Source organism: Paraburkholderia sartisoli (genome assembly GCF_900107685.1).
In the GTDB taxonomy this organism is placed as follows: Bacteria; Pseudomonadota; Gammaproteobacteria; order Burkholderiales; family Burkholderiaceae; genus Paraburkholderia; species Paraburkholderia sartisoli.
In genome coordinates, this window is sequence record NZ_FNRQ01000001.1 from 1,409,312 (window position 1) to 1,428,631 (window position 19,320).

A 19,320-nucleotide genomic window follows, 5' to 3' on the forward strand; every position below is an offset into this window, starting at 1 on the left:
AGATGACGCGGGCAGGCGTGCGGCCCGTGTCAGCGCCGCACGCTTGCCCGTCAGGCTTTAACGCTTCAGCTTGGCGAACGCCGCCGCCATCGCGCCAGCGGGCTCCGCGTCGCGCGAGCGTTGTTGCTGTCCGCGCCCGCCGCCTGCTCCACCGCCGCCCGGCCGGCCCGTGCCGCGATCCTGCTGGCCGCCGCTTCGCGGTGCGGAGCTGGCCGCGAAGTCGTCGTCGAGGCGCATCGTGAGCGAGATGCGCTGGCGCTTCACGTCGACTTCCTGCACCTTCACCTTCACGACCTGGCCGGCCTTGACGACTTCGTGCGGGTCCTTGATGAACTTCGTCGACATCGCCGATACGTGGACGAGCCCGTCCTGATGCACGCCAATATCGATGAACGCGCCGAACGCCGCGACGTTCGTCACGACGCCTTCGAGCACCATGCCCGGCACGAGATCGGAAACCTTCTCGACGCCGTCGCGGAACGTCGCCGTCTTGAACTCCGGGCGCGGATCGCGGCCCGGCTTTTCGAGCTCGGAGAGAATGTCGCGCACGGTTGGCAGACCAAAGCGGTCGTCGACGAATTCCGTCGGTGACAGGCCCGAGAGCGCCTCGCGGTTACCAAGCACCTCGCCGACGTGCTTGCTGATCTTCGCGAGCATGCGTTCGACGAGCGGATACGCTTCCGGGTGAACGGACGAGCGGTCGAGCGGATTCTCACCACCGTTGATGCGCAGGAAGCCCGCGGCTTGCTCGAACGTCTTGTCGCCAAGACGCGGCACCTTGCGAAGATGTTCGCGCGACGGGAACGGACCGTTCGCATCGCGATAGTCGACGATGTTGCGCGCAAGCGTCGCGTTCAGGCCCGACACGCGTGCGAGCAGCGCAACCGATGCCGTGTTCGCATCGACACCCACCGCGTTCACGCAATCCTCGACCACGGCATCGAGCGAACGCGCGAGTTCGCGCTGGTTCACGTCGTGCTGATACTGGCCGACGCCGATCGCCTTCGGCTCGATCTTCACGAGTTCGGCGAGCGGATCCTGCAGACGTCGCGCGATCGATACCGCGCCGCGCAGCGACACGTCCATGGCGGGGAATTCCTTCGCCGCGAGTTCGGACGCCGAATACACGGATGCGCCGGCTTCGGACACAACAATCTTCTGCAGCTTGAACTCCGGATGGCGCGAGATCAGTTCGCTCGCGAGCTTGTCCGTTTCACGCGACGCCGTGCCGTTGCCAATGCTGATCAGCTCGGCCTGCGTCTCCTTGCAGATGCGGGCGAGTTTCGCGAGCGAGCCGTCCCAGTCGCGGCGCGGCTCGTGCGGGTAGATCGTGTCGGTGGCGAGCACCTTGCCGGTACGGTCGACCACGGCGACCTTCACGCCGGTGCGCAGACCCGGATCGAGGCCGATCACAGCCTTCGGTCCAGCCGGTGCGGCCAGCAGCAGATCTTTCAGGTTGCGTGCGAACACGCGGATCGCCTCATGCTCGGCTTCGTCGCGCAGGTTTGTCAGCAGCTCGTTTTCGATGTGCGGCTGCACCTTCACGCGCCAGCACCAGCGGCACACGTCGGAGAGCCATTTGTCGGCGGCGCGGTTCTGGTTCGCGATGCCGAAATGGCGCGCGATCATCGCTTCGCCCGGATGCGGTACCTGTGCGTCGAGTTCCGCGCCCAGACCGAGCTTGATCATCAGCACGCCCGCGTTGCGGCCGCGGAAGAGGGCGAGCGCGCGATGCGACGGCACCGTGCGGATCGTTTCAGAATAGTCGTAGTAGTCGCGGAATTTTTCTTCTTCCGCGTTCTCCTTGCCCTCGACGACCTTCGACGATACCACGCCCTGGTTGAACAGATAGTCGCGCAGCTTGCCGAGCACTTCCGCGGTTTCGCCGAACTGCTCGGAGAGAATGTCACGCGCGCCGTCGAGCGCGGCCTTCACGTCCGCGACGCCCTTTTCGGCGTCGACAAAGGCGGCCGCTTCGGTTTGCGGATCGAGCGCCGGGTCGGCGAGCAGCGCGTCGGCGAGCGGCTGGAGGCCGGCTTCGCGGGCGATCTGCGCACGCGTGCGGCGCTTCGGCTTGTAGGGGAGGTACAGGTCTTCGAGAACCTGCTTGCTGTCGGCGGCTTCGAGCGCGGTGCGCAGCTCGTCGGTGAGCTTGTCCTGTTCGTCGATGCTGGCGATGATCGTCGCGCGCCGCTCTTCGAGCTCGCGCAGGTACAGGAGCCGTTCTTCGAGGTTACGCAGCTGCGTATCGTCGAGATTGCCAGTCACTTCCTTCCGGTAACGAGCGATAAACGGAACAGTCGATCCTTCATCGAGAAGTTGCACCGCGGCCGCGACCTGGCGGGGCTGGACGGCGAGTTCGGTGGCGATGCGCTGTACGATCTTGAGTGCTACGGTTTCCGTCATAAGGTATGCGTGTTCCTGCGGGTTTCGATCAGGGCCGCCTGAGATGCCGCGTCGGGCGAACCCACGGCGACCGGTTGCTGACGCGGGGCATTTTGCCATAAATGCCGGAGCGCTCAGGCGCGGGATGTTAGAATTTCGGGCATGTTCCGTTGCCCATCTACGACGTTGCCGACCTCTCGTTTCCCGTTCGCTGTGCCTCGTGACCCGCGTGTCCGCGCATCGGTCGACCCGTTTTCCGGTTTGTCCGCGGAGGCGCGTCCGGGTTCAAGCCGGCCTTCGATGCTGGCCGCGCGGATAACCGCCCTGTCGGGGGCGTTCGGTGCATGCGTCGCAGCGGTATCGCTGATCTTCGCCGTGCCGGCGCAGGCACAGAATGCGCCTCTATTGCCGGCTGCCGCATCCGCCGCGTCTGCTGTCCCGGGCACGCAGGCCGGATCGCCGGACGCCACCAGCAACGATTTCGACGCACGCCAGAAAGCGCTCAACACGCGCACCGACGAGAACAACTACAGGTATGCAGTCGCGCAGCACAACTGCTATAGCACGTTCTTCGTGAATCACTGTATCGGCAAGGCACGCGACGCAATGCGCGAAGTCGCGGCGGACATCCGCAAGCAGCAGCTTGCACTGGACGACGAACAGCGTGTCGAGCGCGCGCGCAAGCGCGACGAGGAGGCCGCGATCAAGCGCGCCCGCGACGAAGCGGAAGCGCCGCAGCGCGCCGCCGACGATGCCCGTAACGCCCAGGCGTTCGAGGACAAGCAGCGCCAGCACGCGGTGGATCAGGCACAGCGTGACGCCGAAGCGCCGCAACGTGCGGCGAACGAGAAGGCGTTCCAGGCGAAGCAGCAACAGCACGCAGTCGATCAGGCGCAGCGCGGTATCAGCGCTTCGGATGCGGCGGCGAACCAGAAGGCTTACGATACGAAGCAGTCCGACTATCAGCGCAAGCTCGACGAGGCACGTCAGCAGGGCGCCCAGAAGGCGCAGCAGCGGGTCGAGAACGCGCAGCACTACAATCAGAAGCAGATCGACGCCGCGCAGCACAAGGCCGACGTCGAGGCGCGCCAGAAGCAGGCCGCCGAAAAAGCCCAGCAAAGGGCCCAGCAGCAACAGCAGGAAGAGTTGAAGCAGAAGCAGTTGCAACAACAGCAGCAGCAACAGAATCAGTAACGCGTTTTTGGCCGGACAGCAACCTCAGGCGGGAACGGCTGCACGAGGCAGCCCTCGCCACTTCGGAGGAGAAGGCGAGCATGCGCGATCATCAGCACGTCATCAACGCGAATACCCTTCGCGACCGCATTCTGCAACTGGAATCGGAGCACAGTGGTCTTGATCGCCTGATCGACAAGGTGTCAGACGACCCCGGCATCGACGACCTCGAGATAAAACGCCTGAAAAAGCGCAAGCTCAAGGTCAAGGACACCATCATCTTGCTGCAGTTGCAGCTCGAACCGGACGCGCGCGCCTGAGTGCGCGACCTGGCAGGCGCCGGGTCGCCCCGCGCGCACCGGACTTTGCAGGAATCGCTTGCCTTGAATTCACCGTCTGTTTCGCCTCCCCGTCAGCCGTCAGGCGACGACGACGTCGCGCCGCGCGACAAACGCGACGCAGCGGGTGCGCTCGCGGCCACGCTGAACCCGAAGCGGGTCACCCAGCTCGACGACATCTTCGCCGCCGACGGGCTGCTCGCGCGGCAGATCGACGGCTATCGTTCGCGCGCCTCGCAGATCGAAATGGCGCGCGCTGTCGCGGCCGCGATGGAAGCGTCCGGCAAGGCGCTCCCCGAGCCGGCGATGTTCGAGGCGCAGCAGCGTCCCGCACGGCGTCTGCAGGGCGCGGCGCCGACGGGCGGTACGACCGGCACGGCGGCGTCCGCGGAAGCGGCGCAACCACAGGATGCCGCGAACGCGTCCGACGGCGGCGAGAACACGCTGATCGTCGAGGCGGGCACGGGCACCGGCAAGACCTACGCGTACCTCGTGCCGGCGATGCTGTGGGGTGGCAAGGTCATCGTCTCGACCGGCACGAAGCATCTGCAGGACCAGCTGTTCCAGCGCGACATTCCCACCGTGCGCGACGCGCTCGCGGTGCCGGTGTCGGTCGCGATGCTGAAGGGCCGCGTGAACTATCTCTGCCACTACTACCTGCAGCGAACCGCCGACAGCGGGCGCCTGCCGTCGCGTCAGGAAACGTCGTATCTGCAGGACATCATCCGGTTCGCGAAGATCACGCGCACCGGCGACAAGGCCGAGCTCGCGAGCGTGCCGGAAACGGCGCAGGTGTGGTCGATGGTGACCTCGACGCGCGAAAACTGCCTCGGGCAGGAGTGTCCGCACTACAAGGACTGTTTCGTGATGCAGGCGCGCCGCGAGGCGCAGCAGGCCGATATCGTCGTCGTGAACCACCATCTGTTTTTCGCCGACATCATGTTGCGCGATACCGGCATGGCCGAACTGCTGCCGACAGCCAACACGGTCATCTTCGACGAAGCGCACCAGTTGCCCGAAACCGCGACGCTATTCTTCGGCGAGACGTTGTCGACCGCGCAGTTCCTCGAACTGGCCCGCGACTCGGTGGCGGAAGGCCTCGGACATGCGCGCGACGCCGTCGAATGGGTGAAGCTCGGCGGCGTGCTCGAACGCGCGGCGCGCGACGTGCGCCTCGCGTTCAGGGAAGACTCGGTGCGCATGTCGATCGGCCAGTTGCCCGGCGATCATCCGCTTTTTGCCGCGCTCGAAACGCTGGAGACCGAACTCGACGTGCTCGCGAGCGCGCTCGCGGGTCATGCGGAACGGGCCGAATCGATCGGCGCCTGTCTGCGTCGCGCGCGCGAACTGCAGGGCATTCTCGCTGGCTGGACGACTCCGCCAACCGACGCCGGGCGCGACGCGGCCAGCGACGACAAGTCGAAAGACGCAACCGATTCGAACGAGAAAGTACGCTGGGTCGAGGTGTTCTCACACACGGTTCAACTGCACGAAACGCCGTTGTCGGTCGCGCCGATTTTCGCGAAACAGCGCGCCGGCGTGCCGCGCGCGTGGATCTTCACGTCGGCGACGTTGTCGGTTCGCGGCGACTTCACGCACTACGCCGCGCAGATGGGGCTGAACGCGCGCCGTTCGATGACGCTGCCAAGCCCGTTCGACTACGCCACGCAAGGCCTGCTGTACGTGCCGCGCAATCTGCCGCAGCCATCGTCGCCGGCTTTCACCGATGCGGTTTTCGACGCGGCGCTGCCGGCCATCGAGGCGTCGGGCGGCGGCGTGTTCATGCTCTGCACGACGTTGCGCGCGGTTGATCGCATCGCGACGAAGCTGCGTGACACGATCGAATCACGTGGCTGGAATTATCCGTTGCTGGTACAGGGCGACGCGAGCCGCACTGAATTGCTGGAGCGCTTTCGCGCGTATGGCAATGCGATTCTCGTGGGCAGCCAGAGCTTCTGGGAAGGCGTGGACGTGCGGGGCGACGCGCTGTCGCTCGTGGTGATCGACAAGCTGCCGTTCGCGCCGCCGGACGATCCGGTGCTGTCGGCGCGACTCGACGCGCTGACAAAGAAAGGCCTGAGCCCGTTTGTGGTTCACCAGTTGCCGCAGGCGGTCATCACGCTGAAGCAGGGTGCGGGGCGCCTGATCCGCGCGGAAACGGATCGCGGCGTGCTGATGATCTGCGATACGCGTCTCGTCGACAAACCGTACGGCCGGCGTATCTGGCAAAGCCTGCCGCCGTTCAGGCGCACGCGGGAAATCGAAGTCGTGCGTGAGTTTTTCCCGGAAGCGGTTTCATCTTCCAGCTGATGCGCAACGCATGAGATAAAGCGCGCGTTCGGGCCGCGTGCTTTTGCAGTTCGACGTGTACACAACATCGGACTGCAAAAGCCGGTCCCCAAAACAAAACGCCACGGATGTGAATCCGTGGCGTTTTGTTTTACCGCGCGGGTTGTCGGGTAGACCTCCCGACGCGGTATGTGCCCAGGGACGAGCCCTTTGCTACAGCTTACTGGCTTGCGCCCGAAGCCGGAGCGGCAGCAGCAGCGTCCGAAGCAGCAGCGCCTGCATCCGACGCAGCCGTCGAAGCCGAAGCAGCAGCGTCGCTCGCAGCAGCAGCAGCGTCCGAAGCAGCGGCGCCTGCGTCCGATGCAGCAGCAGCCGGAGCCGATGCAGCAGCAGCGTCGCTAGCCGGGGCAGCTGCCTGATCGCTGCTCTTGTTGCACGCAGCCAGTGCCATAGCTGCCAGCAGGGATGCTACGAGGAGGGATTTCTTCATGATCACGTCCTTTTATGGTTAAAGGTAAGCAACAGCGCAAAATATTACCGGTAATGTGCTCCAACACCAACCTGGGCCGCTGGTGGAGACGCACTTCATGAGCGTGAATCTTCCCTACGGCTTGGGCGGAAATTATATGCACTTTCGTATCGACCGTCGATAAATCCGGGGTCAATACGTTGTCTTTCTCATACAAATTTTATCGGTACGGTATTACACATAGGCGGACCTAGGCAAGCTCGCCTACCTGTATCCAGCCCGCACAATACCACTCGTGTAGCAGTGCTGTCACCGACGAATCGTCAGAGAGTGTTACAAAGCGTTTCGCACTCATGAAACGGCTGTCGGCGAGTTCAACCAGCCACTTTTTTACACCTGCAAGCCTGTTTTCTTCCCCATTCAGGAAATAAAAGCGGGCGTCATACAACAGGATCGATTTGCGATCCAGGCGGATGCCATTTTTTGATGCGCGCTCGATAAAACGCGTCTCTGTCAATGGCCGTGCGGGTGGATCGAATACGACACTCGGTTTCGGTTCGCTCAAATAGGTGCCGAGGAACGTCGAGATGTCACGCGTGTTCCAGGACACCTTCGCAAGTATCGAGCCAACCCGTTCGACGAGCGCCGCGGGGAGTTGCGCCGGATGATTCACGGCGGGTTGGTCCGGGTCGCGATAAAGCTCGCGGGCGCCGTCGCCGGTGTCGCCGCGCTCGGCCAGATGGTAGAGAAACTGGCCCGTCAGTTCCTGTGTGGACGGCGCCCGAAAGCCGATCGAGCAGGTCATGCATTCGCCTTCCGCGATGCCGTCGTGCGCGATGTGCGGCGGCAGATACAGCATGTCGCCGGGCTCCAGCACCCATTCCTCTTCAGGCTCGAAGTGCCGTAACACCTTCAACGGCAAGTCCTCGCGAAGCGACAGATCGCGCTGCGCGCCGAATCGCCAGCGACGCTTGCCATGCACCTGCAGCAGAAAGACGTCGTAGGAATCGAAATGCGCGCCGACGCCACCGCCATCGGTTGCGTACGAGATCATCAGGTCGTCCAGACGCGCGTCCGGCACGAAGCGGAACCGGTCGAGCAGGGCCCGGGCGTAGTCGTCGTGCAGATCGACGCCCTGAACCAGCAGCGTCCACGCGCGCTGTTTGACGGGCGGCAGTTCATCGGGCGCGAACGGGCCGTGTTCGAGTTGCCACCTGTTGCGAAAGTGCGTGATCAGGCGGGATTCGACATCGTCCTGACCGGCGAGCTCGAAGAGCGCATCGCGCGCGAGTGGCGGCGCGATATCTGGAATGGCGTTGCGGATCAGCAGCGGCTTTTTCTGCCAGTAACGGCGCATGAATTGCGCTGGCGTGAGGTTGCCGAGAAGCGCTGTCGGCGTATCGGGCAGAGGCGGCTGGAAGGGCAAACGATTCCGGGCCGCAGCCGTGCCTGGCGGGTGGTCAAGGGGCCGCTTGGGCATCGTATAATGTGAGTTGTATTCTGGAGAATCGAATGAAAATCGCAAAGAACACCGTCGTGTCGGTCGCTTACAAGCTGTCGGATGCGCAGGGCAATCTGATTGAAGAAAGCGACGAGCCGATGGTCTATCTGCACGGCGGCTATGATGGCACGTTCCCCAAGATCGAGGAAGCGCTCGATAGCCAGGAAACGGGCTATGAAACCCAGGTTCAGCTGGAGCCGGCAGACGCGTTCGGCGAGTACGATCCCGATCTCGTGAAGATCGAGCCGCGCGAGCGTTTCCCCGAGCCGCTCGAAGTCGGCATGCAGTTCGAAGGCACGCCGGATGAAGGCGACGAAGATCTCGATTCGCTGATCTACACCGTGACGGACGTCGCGGGAGACAAGGTCGTGCTCGACGGCAACCATCCGCTGGCCGGCATGGCGCTGCGTTTTGCACTGACGGTCAAGGAAGTGCGCGAAGCGACCGAAGACGAAATCCAGCACGAGCACGCGCACGGCGCCGACGGTCTCGAAGTCCTCGACGAGGACGATGACGAAGAAGACGACGACAGCAAATCAGGGCCCACGCTGCACTGAACTGGCCGGCGTGTCGGGGAAGACGGGCGGCATGTCCGGGTTGCCCGTGGAGTTGCCCGCGCCGCTGCCCGTGTTTCCACTGCCCGTGTTACCACCGCTGCCGGGAGCCGGTATGAGCATGTCGGGCGACAGGTCGGACGCGGGCGGCAGCGACGGTATTTCCGGCATCGACGGCGCGAGATCCTCGTGCGTATTGTTCGACGGCACCGTGGGCATCATCGGCACATTCTTCGGCACGTCCCGCACGCTTACCCGGAACGGCGGCCTTCGCGCCGTATCCGCATCGATCTCGATCCACTGATTCAACCGGTCTCGCGGCGCAAAGGCGACGCCGGTGAGATTCGTCACCTCCACGCCTTTGTCGTTGCGCAACGGTTGATCGAACTGGAATCCGGCGGGCAGGTTCTGGTCATCGTGATGAACGACGAGAACCGGGCCGCGAAAAGTCTGCGCCAGTTTGACGAGGCTGCGCTTGAGTTCCAGATAGCCGTCGCGACGACGGTTGCGCGCGAAGTGCAGCCACGCGAAGCGTTCAGGGCGCTCATAACGTTCCGGATCCGGATCGCCCTGAATGAACACGACGATCGCGCGCGCGTCGCGGCGCTTCGCGAATTCGGCCGCGTGTTCGAGCCAGAACGCGTTCGCCACCACACGATCTTCGAATTCGCCGTTCCGGCCGCCCGCATTCAGATAGTGGTTGTTCGGCGACGGCACGTTCAACGCGAGAAACACCGTATCTTTCACCTGCCAGCGCACGTTTTCCCGATAGGGATGAAATCGCGACACTTCGCTTTCACGCGTGAGCGGAATCGGGTTCTGGCCCATCGACGACGCGTCGGCGAATACGGTCTGCCGCAGCCGGTCCAGCCGTTCGACCGGATCGTAGCCGCCCGCCCGCGCGGTACCGCAGTCGGCCCAGTCATGCTCGCCGGCCACGAAGATGAGCGCCGGACGCGCCGCTTCGAGCAGCATCTGGCGTCGCTCGTACAGCGCGTCGTCGCAGGCTTCTTTCGCGCCTTTCAGATTGCCGTCGTAGACGATGAACGAGACGTTGCTGTCGCGGCCAATGGTATCGAGCAGGCGCTGCGTCGGCGCCTCATCACGAGGGCTTTCGAGCGTGCTGCTGACGACCGCGAACGTGTAGCGCGAACCGGCCGTGTGCGCAGCCGCTGGCTGCGCACAGATCACGCCGCATGCCAGCGCAACGGCGAGTGCCGCGCGGATGTCGCGCGTGCATGACAGGGACCACGTAGGGTCAATGGCCCGCATCTGGCGCGCTGGCCAGGTCTTGCAGTTCGTAGAGCAACTGCAGGGCGTCGCGCGCACTCAGTCCGTCCACGTCGACCGCACGCAGTTTTTCGATGGCCGCGTGGTGTTGCGGCACTTGCCCGGCCTCCGGTTCATCATTCGTGTCTTCCAGTTGCAGCGGTGCCGCGAAGAGATCGAGTTGCGGTGTGTCCTGTGCGACTGATTGCTGCTCGAGATGCGCAAGATGCCGGCGAGCCGCGCGGATCACGGCCGATGGCACGCCCGCCAGTTGCGCGACCTGCAAGCCGTAACTCTGGTTCGCGGGACCTTCCTCGACGGCGTGCAGGAACACGATGCCGTGCCCATGCTCGACCGCAGAAAGATGGACGTTCGCCGCCTGCGGGAATTCGGCAGGCAACTGTGTGAGTTCGAAGTAGTGCGTTGCGAACAGCGTATGGCAGCCATTGTGCGCGAGCAGATGCCGGGCGATTGCCCAGGCGAGCGCGAGGCCGTCGAAGGTCGACGTGCCGCGGCCGATCTCGTCCATCAGCACGAGGCTCTGCGGCGTCGCGTCGTTCAGGATGGCTGCGGCTTCGGTCATCTCGACCATGAACGTCGAGCGGCCGCCTGCAAGGTCGTCGGCCGCGCCGATGCGCGTGAAGATGCGGTCGATCGGGCCGAACCGCGCGCGGCGCGCCGGCACATAACTGCCGACGTACGCCAGGAGCGCGATCAGCGCTGTCTGGCGCATGAACGTCGATTTACCGCCCATGTTCGGGCCGGTGATCAGCAGCAGCTTGCGTTCGTGCGACAGCGTGCAGTCGTTCGCGATGAACTGCTCGACCTGCGCTTCCACCACCGGATGGCGCCCTTGCTCGATCTCGATGCCGGCGCTGCCGGAGAACGCCGGCGCGACCCAGTCGAGCGCGCGCGCGCGTTCCGCGAATGCGGCGAGCAGGTCGAGCTCCGCGAGCGCGGAGGCCACGCGCTGGCAATCCGCGATGAATGGCAGCAGCGCTTGCAGCAGCGCGTCATAGAGCGACTTCTCGCGCGCGAGCGCGCGTTCCTGCGCGGACAGCGCCTTGTCTTCGAACGTTTTCAGTTCCGGGGTGATGTAGCGCTCGGCGTTTTTCAGCGTCTGGCGGCGGCGGTAGTCGTCGGGCACCTTGTCCGTCTGGCCGCGCGTGACCTCGATATAGAAGCCGTGAACCTTGTTGTACTCCACACGCAGATTCGGGATGCCGGTGCGCGCGCGTTCGCGCGTTTCGAGATCGATCAGGAACTGGCCGCAGTTCTCCGAGATGTCGCGCAGTTCGTCCAGATCGGCATCGTAGCCGCGTGCAATCACGCCGCCGTCGCGCACCATCGCAGCCGGTTCGGGCGCGATCGCGCGCGTCAGCAGTTCGACGCAATCCATGGGCGGCGCGAGCGACAGGTCGATACGCGCGAGCGAATCCGATGCGCCCGCGAGCGGCGCGATCTGCGTGCGCAGCGCGGGCAGGGCGATGAACGTGTCGCGCAGGCTCGACAGATCGCGCGGACGCGCCGACAGCAGCGCAAGGCGGCCCGTAATGCGTTCGATATCGGAAATCTGCCGCAGTGCCGTACGCAGCGCGTCGAGACTCGCGGTTGCGGGCGCGTCGAGCAGCGCACCGATGGCCTGCTGACGGGCCTCAGCAATCGCGGCGTCGCGCGGCGGATGATGCAGCCAGTGGCGCAGCAGCCGGCTGCCCATCGTCGTGCAGCACGTGTCGAGCAGCGAACACAGCGTGGGCGACTCGGTGCCGCGCAGTGTCTCGGTCAGTTCCAGATTGCGCCGGGTTGCCGGATCGAGACCGATATATTCCGACTCCGATTCGACTTTCAGGCTGCGGACGTGGCGCAGTTGCTGCCCTTGCGTTGCCGCCGCGTAAAGCAGCAGCGCGCCGGCCGCGCCGCAGGCGCTCGCGAGCGCCTGCGCGCCGAAGCCGTCGAGACTCGCCACGTTCAACTGGTCGCACAGACGCTGCGTGCCGGAAACCACATCGAAGTGCCATGCCGGCACGCGCGTGACAGCACCGGTGCCCGTTGTGAGCGAATCGTGGTTCGTGTCGGAGGCCGTGTCGGAGACGAGAATCTCGGCAGGGCGGATCCGCTCCAGCGCGGCGGCGACCTGACCGGGCACCACCTCGGCGAGCCGCAACGCACCGCTCGCCAGATTCAGCCACGCGAGCCCGACCGTGGTCGCCACACCGCGCCGGTTGTGGCCGACGCTCATCGCGAGCAGGTACACGTCGCTCTTGTCCGACAGCAGCGCTGCGTCGGTCAGCGTGCCGGGCGTGACGACGCGCATCACCTTGCGCTCGACAGGCCCTTTCGACGTGGCCGGATCGCCGATCTGTTCGCAGATCGCCACCGATTCGCCGAGCTTCACGAGCTTCGCCAGGTACTGCTCGACGGCATGATGCGGCACGCCGGCCATCCTGATCGGGTTACCCGCGGATGCGCCGCGCTGCGTGAGCGTCAGATCGAGCAGGCGCGCGGCTTTCTCCGCGTCTTCGAAAAAGAGCTCGTAGAAGTCGCCCATCCGGTAGAACACGAGCGTGCCCGGATGTTCGCTTTTGATGCGCAGATACTGCTGCATCATCGGCGTGTGCTGTGCGACGGTTTCGTTGGGTGTTGCGATTGGAGTGCCCATCCTGATGTCGTGCATTGGTGTTCAGGGCGTGAGTTTAACCCGCCTGCGTCGCCTGTGAACCTGGCCGGATGGCCAGCGCGCCCAGGCGGGGTTTGCTCGAGGCATTACGCTTCGTTAAGCTTCTTACTCTTCGATCAGCGCCCGCATGTCGACCTTGCGTGCGTTCATCAGGCTGCGCCGTCTGGCGAGCCACATCATGAACGTAATGAACGTGCCGAACACGACGATGATCCACTGCACCGGCACCCTCGCCGTCAGCATCAAGGCGTACGCGCCGAGCATCAGCAGAACGGCCAGGTTCTGGTTGAAGTTCTGCACGGCGATCGAGTGTCCCGCGCTCAGCAGCGTCGCGCCGCGATGCTGCAGGATAGCGTTCATCGGCACGATGAAAAACCCGGACAGCCCGCCCAGCAGAATCATCAGCGGATAGGCGAGCACGATATACACCGGCGCGACCAGCGGGCCGATCCTGATGCCCGTGCCCGCCGGGAAGAGCCCTTTGCTGTAGAACGCCATCGCGATCGCCACCGCGCCCGTCACGATGCCGACCGGCAGCACGCGCAGCGATCCGCGCAGCGGTATCCACGCGGCCGCGGCCGCGGCGCCCACCGCGATCCCGAGGCCGGTGACGCCCTGCATGACCGCCGCTTTCGACAGCGACAGGCCGAGGTTCACGTCAGCCCACCTGAGCACGAGCAGTTGCAGCGTGACGGCGCCGCCCCACATCAGCGTCGTGACCCAGAGCGCGATCTGCGCGACCTTGTCGCCCCATAGCACGTTGAAGCTGTTCGCGAAGTCGCCGACCAGTTTTCCCGGCTCGGCGAGGCGGTTCGGATAGCGGGCGCCGGTGTCGGGGATGGCGACGTTGATCGCCGCGGCCGCCGCGTAGGTGAGCATCACGACGAGCATCGCGAGACCGGCGGCGGTGTGGATCATCGGCAGATGCGCCCGCGCGACGAACTTCGTCGCGAGCGTGCTGATGAGTGCGCCGCCCACCATCGTGCCGACGATTGTCGAGAGCACGGTCGCCGATTCCAGCCACGCGTTCGCGGCGACGAGTTTTTCGGCGGGGAGCAGTTCGGTCAGGATGCCGTATTTGGCCGGTGAATACGCCGCGGCGCCAAAGCCGACCACGCCATACGCGATCATCGGATGCACGCCCGCGATCATCATCAGGCAACCCGTTGCCTTCAGCGCGTTCGAGACGAACATCACGTGGCGCTTTTGCAGCGCGTCGGCGAACGCGCCGACGAAGGGCGCGAGCAGCACGTAGGAGATCGTGAAGAAGATCTGCAGCAGCGGCGTGACCCACGCCGGCGACTGGATGACGGTCAGGAGCGCGATCGCCGCGATCAGCAACGCGTTGTCCGCCAGCGACGACACAAACTGTGCCGCAATGATCGTGTAGAAGCCTTTTTTCATGAAGCGGACCGGAGTGCGCGACAGGGCGCGTCGAGCGGGATTCGAAGCTGCCATCAAACCCGCGCCGACGCCATAACAAAAAAGCGGCCGAGGCCGCTTTTTTGTTCGTGCATCAAGCCGCTTGCTGCTTCGTGCGGCTGTACTTGCTGAGGATCGGCACCATCTGCGCGTACATCTTCGGATTGCCCGCGACGATTTCGCCAAGGTGCAGGAATTCCGAATCGCCCGTGTAGTTGCCCACGAGGCCGCCCGATTCCGTGATCAGCAGGCTGCCCGCCGCCACGTCCCATGCGTTGATGCCCTGCTCGAAGAAGCCGTCGAGGCGGCCCGCCGCGACGTTCGCCAGATCGAGCGCGGCCGCGCCCGGGCGGCGCAGGCCTGCGCATGCACTCGTCATCTCGGAGAACAGGCGGCTGTACGCATCGAGACCGTCCTTTTCGCGGAACGGAAAGCCCGTGCCGATCAGGCCGTCTGCCAGACGGTCGCGACGGCCGACGCGGATGCGGCGGTCGTTCAGGTACGCGCCACGGCCGCGCGACGCGGTGAAGAGGTCGTTGCGGGTCGGATCATAGACGACGGCCTGCGTCACGATGCCCTTGTGCGCGAGCGCGATCGACACGCAGTAATACTGGAAACCGTGGATGAAGTTCGTGGTGCCGTCGAGCGGGTCGATGATCCACTGGAATTCCGACTCGTTGTCGGACTTGCCGGATTCCTCGGCGAGGATCGCGTGATCGGGGTAGGCGGTCTTCAGCGTATCGATGATCGCGGCTTCCGACGCCTTGTCGACCTCCGTGACGAAATCGTTGTGCTGCTTCTTGCTGACCTGGATGAGATCCAGATCGAGCGACGCGCGGTTGATGATCTGCCCGCCGCGACGAGCGGCCTTGACAGCGATGTTCAGCATGGGATGCATGAGCCGGGATCCTTGTGCCGGACAGCCGCGGCGGCAGTCCGGTAATAGCGGTAAACAACCGGAACGTTCGCGTTGAAGTGATCGAACACGCGTTCCGTCGACGGAGACGAATTGAAGAAGAGCGGGGCGCACGCCCCTGAAACGTTCAAAACGTTCAGCGACGACGCGAATTGCGTGATTTTACCCGAGTCCGGCCGCTTCCGGCAGCGGCGCGCGCCAGGACCGCCCGAAAGCCGGCTCGCACGGGGGTGGATGGCGCTACCATAGGGGTTCCCCAGTCAGTCGAATGCCATCCGTGACCGAATTTCAGCACCCGTCTTCTTCCCATGATTCATCCGCTGCGCCGGCCGCGCCCGGCGACAGCGCCGGCCCCGTGCGCGGTGGCTTTACGTCGACGCGCTTCGTGCTCGTCGAGCCGAGCCATCCCGGCAACGTCGGCGCGGCGGCGCGCGCGGTCAAGACGATGGGTTTTTCGCGGCTGGTGCTCGTCGCGCCGCGCGTCGCGAACGTGCAGAGCGACCCGGAGGCGGTCGCGATGGCGAGCGGCGCCGACGACGTGCTGGCGTGCGCCCACGTCGTACCGTCGCTGGGCGACGCGCTGAACGGCGTCCAGTGGTCGATCGCGCTGACGGCGCGCGCCCGCGAATACGGCCCGCCCCAGCTCTCGCCGCGCGCCGCCGCGGCGCAGGCGCGCGGCCACGCGGCGCAGGGCGAGATCGCGCTGGTGTTCGGCAACGAGCGCACGGGCCTCTCGAACGAGGACGTCGAGCGTTGCAGCGTGCTCGCGCATATTCCGGCCAACCCCGCGTACAGCTCGCTCAATCTCGCGCAGGCGATCCAGGTGCTGTCGTACGAGTTGCGCATCGCCTATCTGGAAACCGCCGATAGCGGCGCCACGGGCAGCGTCGATCCGGACGCGTCGCCGCGCGCGGCCAGCGACGAAATCGAGCGCATGTACGTGCATCTGGAAAACGCGTTGATCGCGCTGGACTTTCTCGATCCCGTCAATCCGAAGAAGCTGATGTCGCGCCTGCGACGGCTCTTCGCCCGTTCAGGCCTCGAGCGCGAAGAGGTCAACATCGTGCGCGGCATCGCCAAGCACATTCTGCTGAAGGTCAAGCCGTCCGGAAAGTAATCCGGGCGCGGCCGGCCTTGCGGCGTGCCAGGTGAGCGGCCGCGGAACACGGGGCCGCCCGCGGCGACGACCTTGTCGCCAGCGCGGGCTTCCAGCAGCGTTCGCGCAATCCCCCTACAATCGCTGAAAACGTCATAAGCAAAGCGGCGCGGCTGGATTCACGGCCGTCCGTCCGGTGCCCGTTGCCGCAACGCCGTTATCCGTGTCTGGCAAAGCCGCCAGCGGCAACGAAGCCTCACCCCACGTCAGCCTGATTGCCATGTTCAAAAGACTTCGCGAAGACATCGCCACGATCCGCGAGCGCGATCCCGCCGCTCGCAGCGCCTGGGAAGTGCTCACGTGTTATCCGGGCTTCCATGCGCTCGTGCTGCACCGCGTCGCGCATGCGTGCTGGCGCGCGAAGCGCCGCTGGCTCGCGCGCTTTGTCTCGCAGCTCGCACGCTTTCTGACCGGTATCGAAATCCATCCGGGCGCGACGGTTGGCCGGCGCGTGTTCATCGATCACGGCATGGGCGTGGTGATTGGCGAGACCGCCGAAATCGGCGACGACTGCACGATCTATCAGGGCGTGACGCTTGGCGGCACGTCGCTCGAGCGCGGCGCGAAGCGGCATCCGACGCTCGGACGCGGCGTGATTGTCGGCGCGGGTGCGAAGGTGCTCGGCGGTTTCACGGTTGGCGCGGAAGCGAAGATCGGCTCGAACGCGGTCGTCGTGAAGCCGGTGCCGGCGGGCGGCACCGCGGTCGGCAATCCGGCGCGCGTGATCGTGCCCGCGGCCAGTACGGCGGCGAAGGCGAGCGAAGCGAAACCGGCAGTCTCCCGAAGCGGCTTTTGCGCGTATGGCATCACGCCGAATGCGGACGATCCCGTGTCGCTCGCGATTCACGGGCTGATCGATCACGCGGCAACGCAGACGCAGCGCATCGACGAAATCGTCGCCGCGCTGGAGCGGCTCGGCACGACGCTCGAGGCGCTGAACGGCGCGGATGCGGCGTTGCTGGATCTGCGCCGGCTGTCGGCGGCGATCGAAGGAAAAGTCGAGCAGAGTTGATCGCAGCTCACGCTGCGTGCGCGATTACGCGCGCGTGGCGCCCCCGGCCCGACCATGGTGTCCGGGCCTGTCAATCCAGCGGCAGCACCTTGAAGCCGCCGGCATCGATGCGCAGATAGCCGCCGCGTCGCGTGCCGTGATCGAGTTCCCAGTCGGGCAGAACCCAGCGCGTGCCGCCGGGTTCGACGTGCGTCGCGGGCCGGTGCGTGTGGCCGTGAATGATCGTCTTCGTCCCGGATTTGCGAAACAGCGCCGCGACCGCTTTCGGCGTCACGTCGTATTTCGGCGAGACGGGTCGCGAGCGGCCTTCCTCGCTCGCCGAGCGCATCCGTTCCGCGAGCTTCCTGCGCCACCTGAACGGCCACGCGAGAAACAGCGCCTGCACCGCCCGGTTGCGCGCGAAGCGGCGAAACACCTGATAGCCGCGATCGGCCGTACAGAGACGGTCGCCATGCGCGAGCGCGATGCGCGTGCCGAACGCGGTGATGACAAACGGATCGGGCAGCCAGATCGCGCCGGCCGCTTTCATGAAGCGCTTGCCGAGCAGGAAGTCGCGGTTGCCATGCATGATGTAGAGCGCGATGCCGCGCTCGGTCAGCGTGTGCATCAGCGCCGCCATGCGGGCGACGAACGGATCGCCATCGGGCGCGACGAGCATGTCGTCGCCGATCCAGTACTCGAACAGGTCGCCGAGAATGAAAACTGAATCCGCCTGAGCGGCCGTCACGCGGATGAAATGCTCGAACGCGGCGACCGTGCGCGGAATCGCCTCGCTCAAGTGAAGATCGGAGATGAAAAAAAACGGGCGTGCGGCGTGCGGGCGCGTGCCCTCGCCAGGCACGCCCGCAGCGACGCTTCGCAGCGGCGTTTCTTGCAGCATTGAAGGTGCTCGTGATGTCCTGCGTTAAACCGGAAGAGGCGGCATGCAACACCGCCTCTCTTATCTCGCGCGATGCCGCGATCAGTCGGCGATCACGGCCTTTTCGATGATCACGTCGTCGACCGGCACGTCCTGGTGAAAGCCCTTCGAGCCCGTTTTCACCTTGCGGATGGCGTCGAGCACGTCCAGACCCTCGACTACCTTGCCGAACACGGCGTAACCCCAGCCCTGCGGCGTCGGCGACGAGTGGTTCAGGAAGTCGTTGTCGTTCACGTTGATGAAGAACTGGGCCGTTGCCGAATGCGGATCGTTCGTGCGCGCCATCGCCACCGAGCCCTTGACGTTCTTCAGGCCATTGTTCGCTTCGTTCGTGACCGGCGCTTCGGTCGGCTTCTGCTTCATGCCCGGCTCGAAACCGCCGCCCTGGATCATGAAGCCGTCGATCACGCGGTGGAACACCGTGTTGTCGTAATGACCAGCCTTCACGTAGTTGAGAAAGTTTTCAACCGACTTCGGCGCTTTTTCGGCGTCCAGTTCGAGTTTGATGATGCCGTGGTTCGTGTGCAGTTCGACCATGATGGGATCCTTTGACTGACAGGGGTTGAAGGGCGCGGACGGCGCCTGTCGCCGGTCCGCGCGGAGGTGTTCCCGCGGGTGCGTTCCGGCGTTCCGGACGCATTGCTATCCGCTTACTTGCTGACGACGGTCGCCGACTGGATCACGATCTGCTTTTGCGGCACGTCGGACATCGGGCCGCGCGTGGTGGTCGGTTCGGCTTCGATCTTCTTCACGACGTCCATGCCCGACGTGACCTTGCCGAACACGGCGTAGCCGTTGCCGTCCGGATTCGGATAGTCGAGGCCGGCGTTATCCACCGTGTTGATGAAGAACTGCGCCGTCGCCGAATTCGGATCGCTCGTGCGCGCCATCGCCAGCGTGCCGGCTGCATTTTTCAGGCCGTTGCGGCTTTCGAGCGGAATCGGTGCGCGCGTGGGCTTTTCGACGAAGCTCGTCGTGTAGCCGCCGCCCTGGATCATGAAGCCCGGAATCACACGATGGAAAATCGTGCCGTTGTACTGGCCGGACTTCACGTAATCGAGGAAATTCGCGACGGTCTTCGGCGCCTTCTCGGGGAACAGTTCGACGCGAATGTCGCCTTCCGATGTCTTGAGGAGGACGGACGGATGCGCGGCCTGCGCCGGTGAACCCGTTTGTGCAAAGGCGGGTGCGTTCGCGATCAGGGCGGCGCTACCGAGCGCCAGCATCAACCATTTCATGT

The 19,320-nt window shown here is 64.9% G+C and carries 16 protein-coding genes; 6 read left to right on the top strand and 10 right to left on the bottom strand.

All coding sequences use genetic code 11. The features are described 5' to 3' along the window. Positions 1–57: 57 nt before the first annotated feature. Positions 58–2,406: a Tex family protein gene (locus BLV45_RS06395; protein ID WP_090530477.1), complete on the bottom strand. Its 2,349-nt coding sequence runs from the start codon at positions 2,404–2,406 to the stop codon at positions 58–60. A 279-nt stretch (positions 2,407–2,685) separates the two neighbouring features. Here BLV45_RS06395 and BLV45_RS06400 point away from each other — a divergent pair, with 279 nt between their 5' ends. The 3 genes from BLV45_RS06400 (at position 2,686) to BLV45_RS06410 (ending at position 6,206) form a co-directional block, all read left to right on the top strand. Then, the gene (locus tag BLV45_RS06400) at positions 2,686–3,579 is read left to right on the top strand and encodes a hypothetical protein (RefSeq protein WP_090530479.1); all 894 of its coding nucleotides are present in this window, start codon (positions 2,686–2,688) and stop codon (positions 3,577–3,579) included. 80 nt (positions 3,580–3,659) lie between these two features. Then, the gene (locus tag BLV45_RS06405; protein ID WP_090530482.1) at positions 3,660–3,878 is read left to right on the top strand and encodes a DUF465 domain-containing protein; all 219 of its coding nucleotides are present in this window, start codon (positions 3,660–3,662) and stop codon (positions 3,876–3,878) included. 63 nt (positions 3,879–3,941) lie between these two features. Beyond that, positions 3,942–6,206, top strand: a complete 2,265-nt coding sequence (locus BLV45_RS06410; protein ID WP_090530485.1) for an ATP-dependent DNA helicase — start codon at positions 3,942–3,944, stop codon at positions 6,204–6,206. Positions 6,207–6,405: 199 nt separating this feature from the next. Here the strand turns inward: BLV45_RS06410 and BLV45_RS28190 are convergent, their stop codons facing one another. Continuing rightward, the gene (locus BLV45_RS28190) at positions 6,406–6,675 is read right to left on the bottom strand and encodes a hypothetical protein (protein WP_090530488.1); all 270 of its coding nucleotides are present in this window, start codon (positions 6,673–6,675) and stop codon (positions 6,406–6,408) included. A gap of 229 nt (positions 6,676–6,904) precedes the next feature. Next, positions 6,905–8,134 carry a cupin domain-containing protein gene (locus BLV45_RS06425; protein ID WP_090530491.1) on the bottom strand — a complete coding sequence of 410 codons (1,230 nt, stop codon included), beginning with the start codon at positions 8,132–8,134 and terminating at the stop codon, positions 6,905–6,907. Positions 8,135–8,166: 32 nt separating this feature from the next. Between BLV45_RS06425 and BLV45_RS06430 the strand changes: the two genes are divergently transcribed. Continuing rightward, positions 8,167–8,712, top strand: coding sequence for an FKBP-type peptidyl-prolyl cis-trans isomerase (locus tag BLV45_RS06430; protein ID WP_090530494.1), 546 nt, complete (start codon positions 8,167–8,169; stop codon positions 8,710–8,712). Here BLV45_RS06430 and BLV45_RS06435 read toward each other — a convergent pair. The 4 genes from BLV45_RS06435 to BLV45_RS06450 form a co-directional block, all read right to left on the bottom strand. Further along, on the bottom strand, positions 8,692–9,981 hold the full coding sequence (locus BLV45_RS06435) for a hypothetical protein (protein WP_245753126.1): 1,290 nt from the start codon (positions 9,979–9,981) through the stop codon (positions 8,692–8,694). The two genes, BLV45_RS06430 and BLV45_RS06435, sit on opposite strands and share 21 nt — an antisense overlap. Further along, positions 9,968–12,637, bottom strand: coding sequence for a DNA mismatch repair protein MutS (gene mutS, locus BLV45_RS06440; RefSeq protein ID WP_090531227.1), 2,670 nt, complete (start codon positions 12,635–12,637; stop codon positions 9,968–9,970). The genes BLV45_RS06435 and mutS overlap by 14 nt, the downstream gene beginning before the upstream one ends. A 123-nt stretch (positions 12,638–12,760) precedes the next feature. Beyond that, positions 12,761–14,059: a lysophospholipid transporter LplT gene (lplT, locus tag BLV45_RS06445; protein WP_090530497.1), complete on the bottom strand. Its 1,299-nt coding sequence runs from the start codon at positions 14,057–14,059 to the stop codon at positions 12,761–12,763. Positions 14,060–14,171: 112 nt separating this feature from the next. Next, positions 14,172–14,975, bottom strand: coding sequence for an inositol monophosphatase family protein (locus BLV45_RS06450; RefSeq protein WP_090530500.1), 804 nt, complete (start codon positions 14,973–14,975; stop codon positions 14,172–14,174). Positions 14,976–15,261: 286 nt separating this feature from the next. Here BLV45_RS06450 and BLV45_RS06455 point away from each other — a divergent pair, with 286 nt between their 5' ends. Further along, a complete protein-coding gene (locus tag BLV45_RS06455; RefSeq protein WP_090530502.1) occupies positions 15,262–16,110 on the top strand; it encodes an RNA methyltransferase in 849 nt (282 codons plus the stop codon). 259 nt (positions 16,111–16,369) lie between these two features. Beyond that, complete coding sequence (cysE, locus tag BLV45_RS06460; protein WP_090530505.1) at positions 16,370–17,161, top strand: serine O-acetyltransferase; 792 nt, start codon at positions 16,370–16,372, stop codon at positions 17,159–17,161. 70 nt (positions 17,162–17,231) lie between these two features. Here the strand turns inward: cysE and BLV45_RS06465 are convergent, their stop codons facing one another. The 3 genes from BLV45_RS06465 to BLV45_RS06475 form a co-directional block, all read right to left on the bottom strand. After that, a complete protein-coding gene (locus tag BLV45_RS06465; protein ID WP_090530508.1) occupies positions 17,232–18,041 on the bottom strand; it encodes a UDP-2,3-diacylglucosamine diphosphatase in 810 nt (269 codons plus the stop codon). An 81-nt stretch (positions 18,042–18,122) separates the two neighbouring features. Continuing rightward, positions 18,123–18,617 (bottom strand): peptidylprolyl isomerase, encoded by a 495-nt coding sequence (locus BLV45_RS06470; protein WP_090530511.1) that lies wholly within the window; start codon positions 18,615–18,617, stop codon positions 18,123–18,125. 113 nt (positions 18,618–18,730) lie between these two features. After that, on the bottom strand, positions 18,731–19,318 hold the full coding sequence (locus BLV45_RS06475) for a peptidylprolyl isomerase (protein WP_090530514.1): 588 nt from the start codon (positions 19,316–19,318) through the stop codon (positions 18,731–18,733). Between the last annotated feature and the right edge of the window lie 2 nt (positions 19,319–19,320).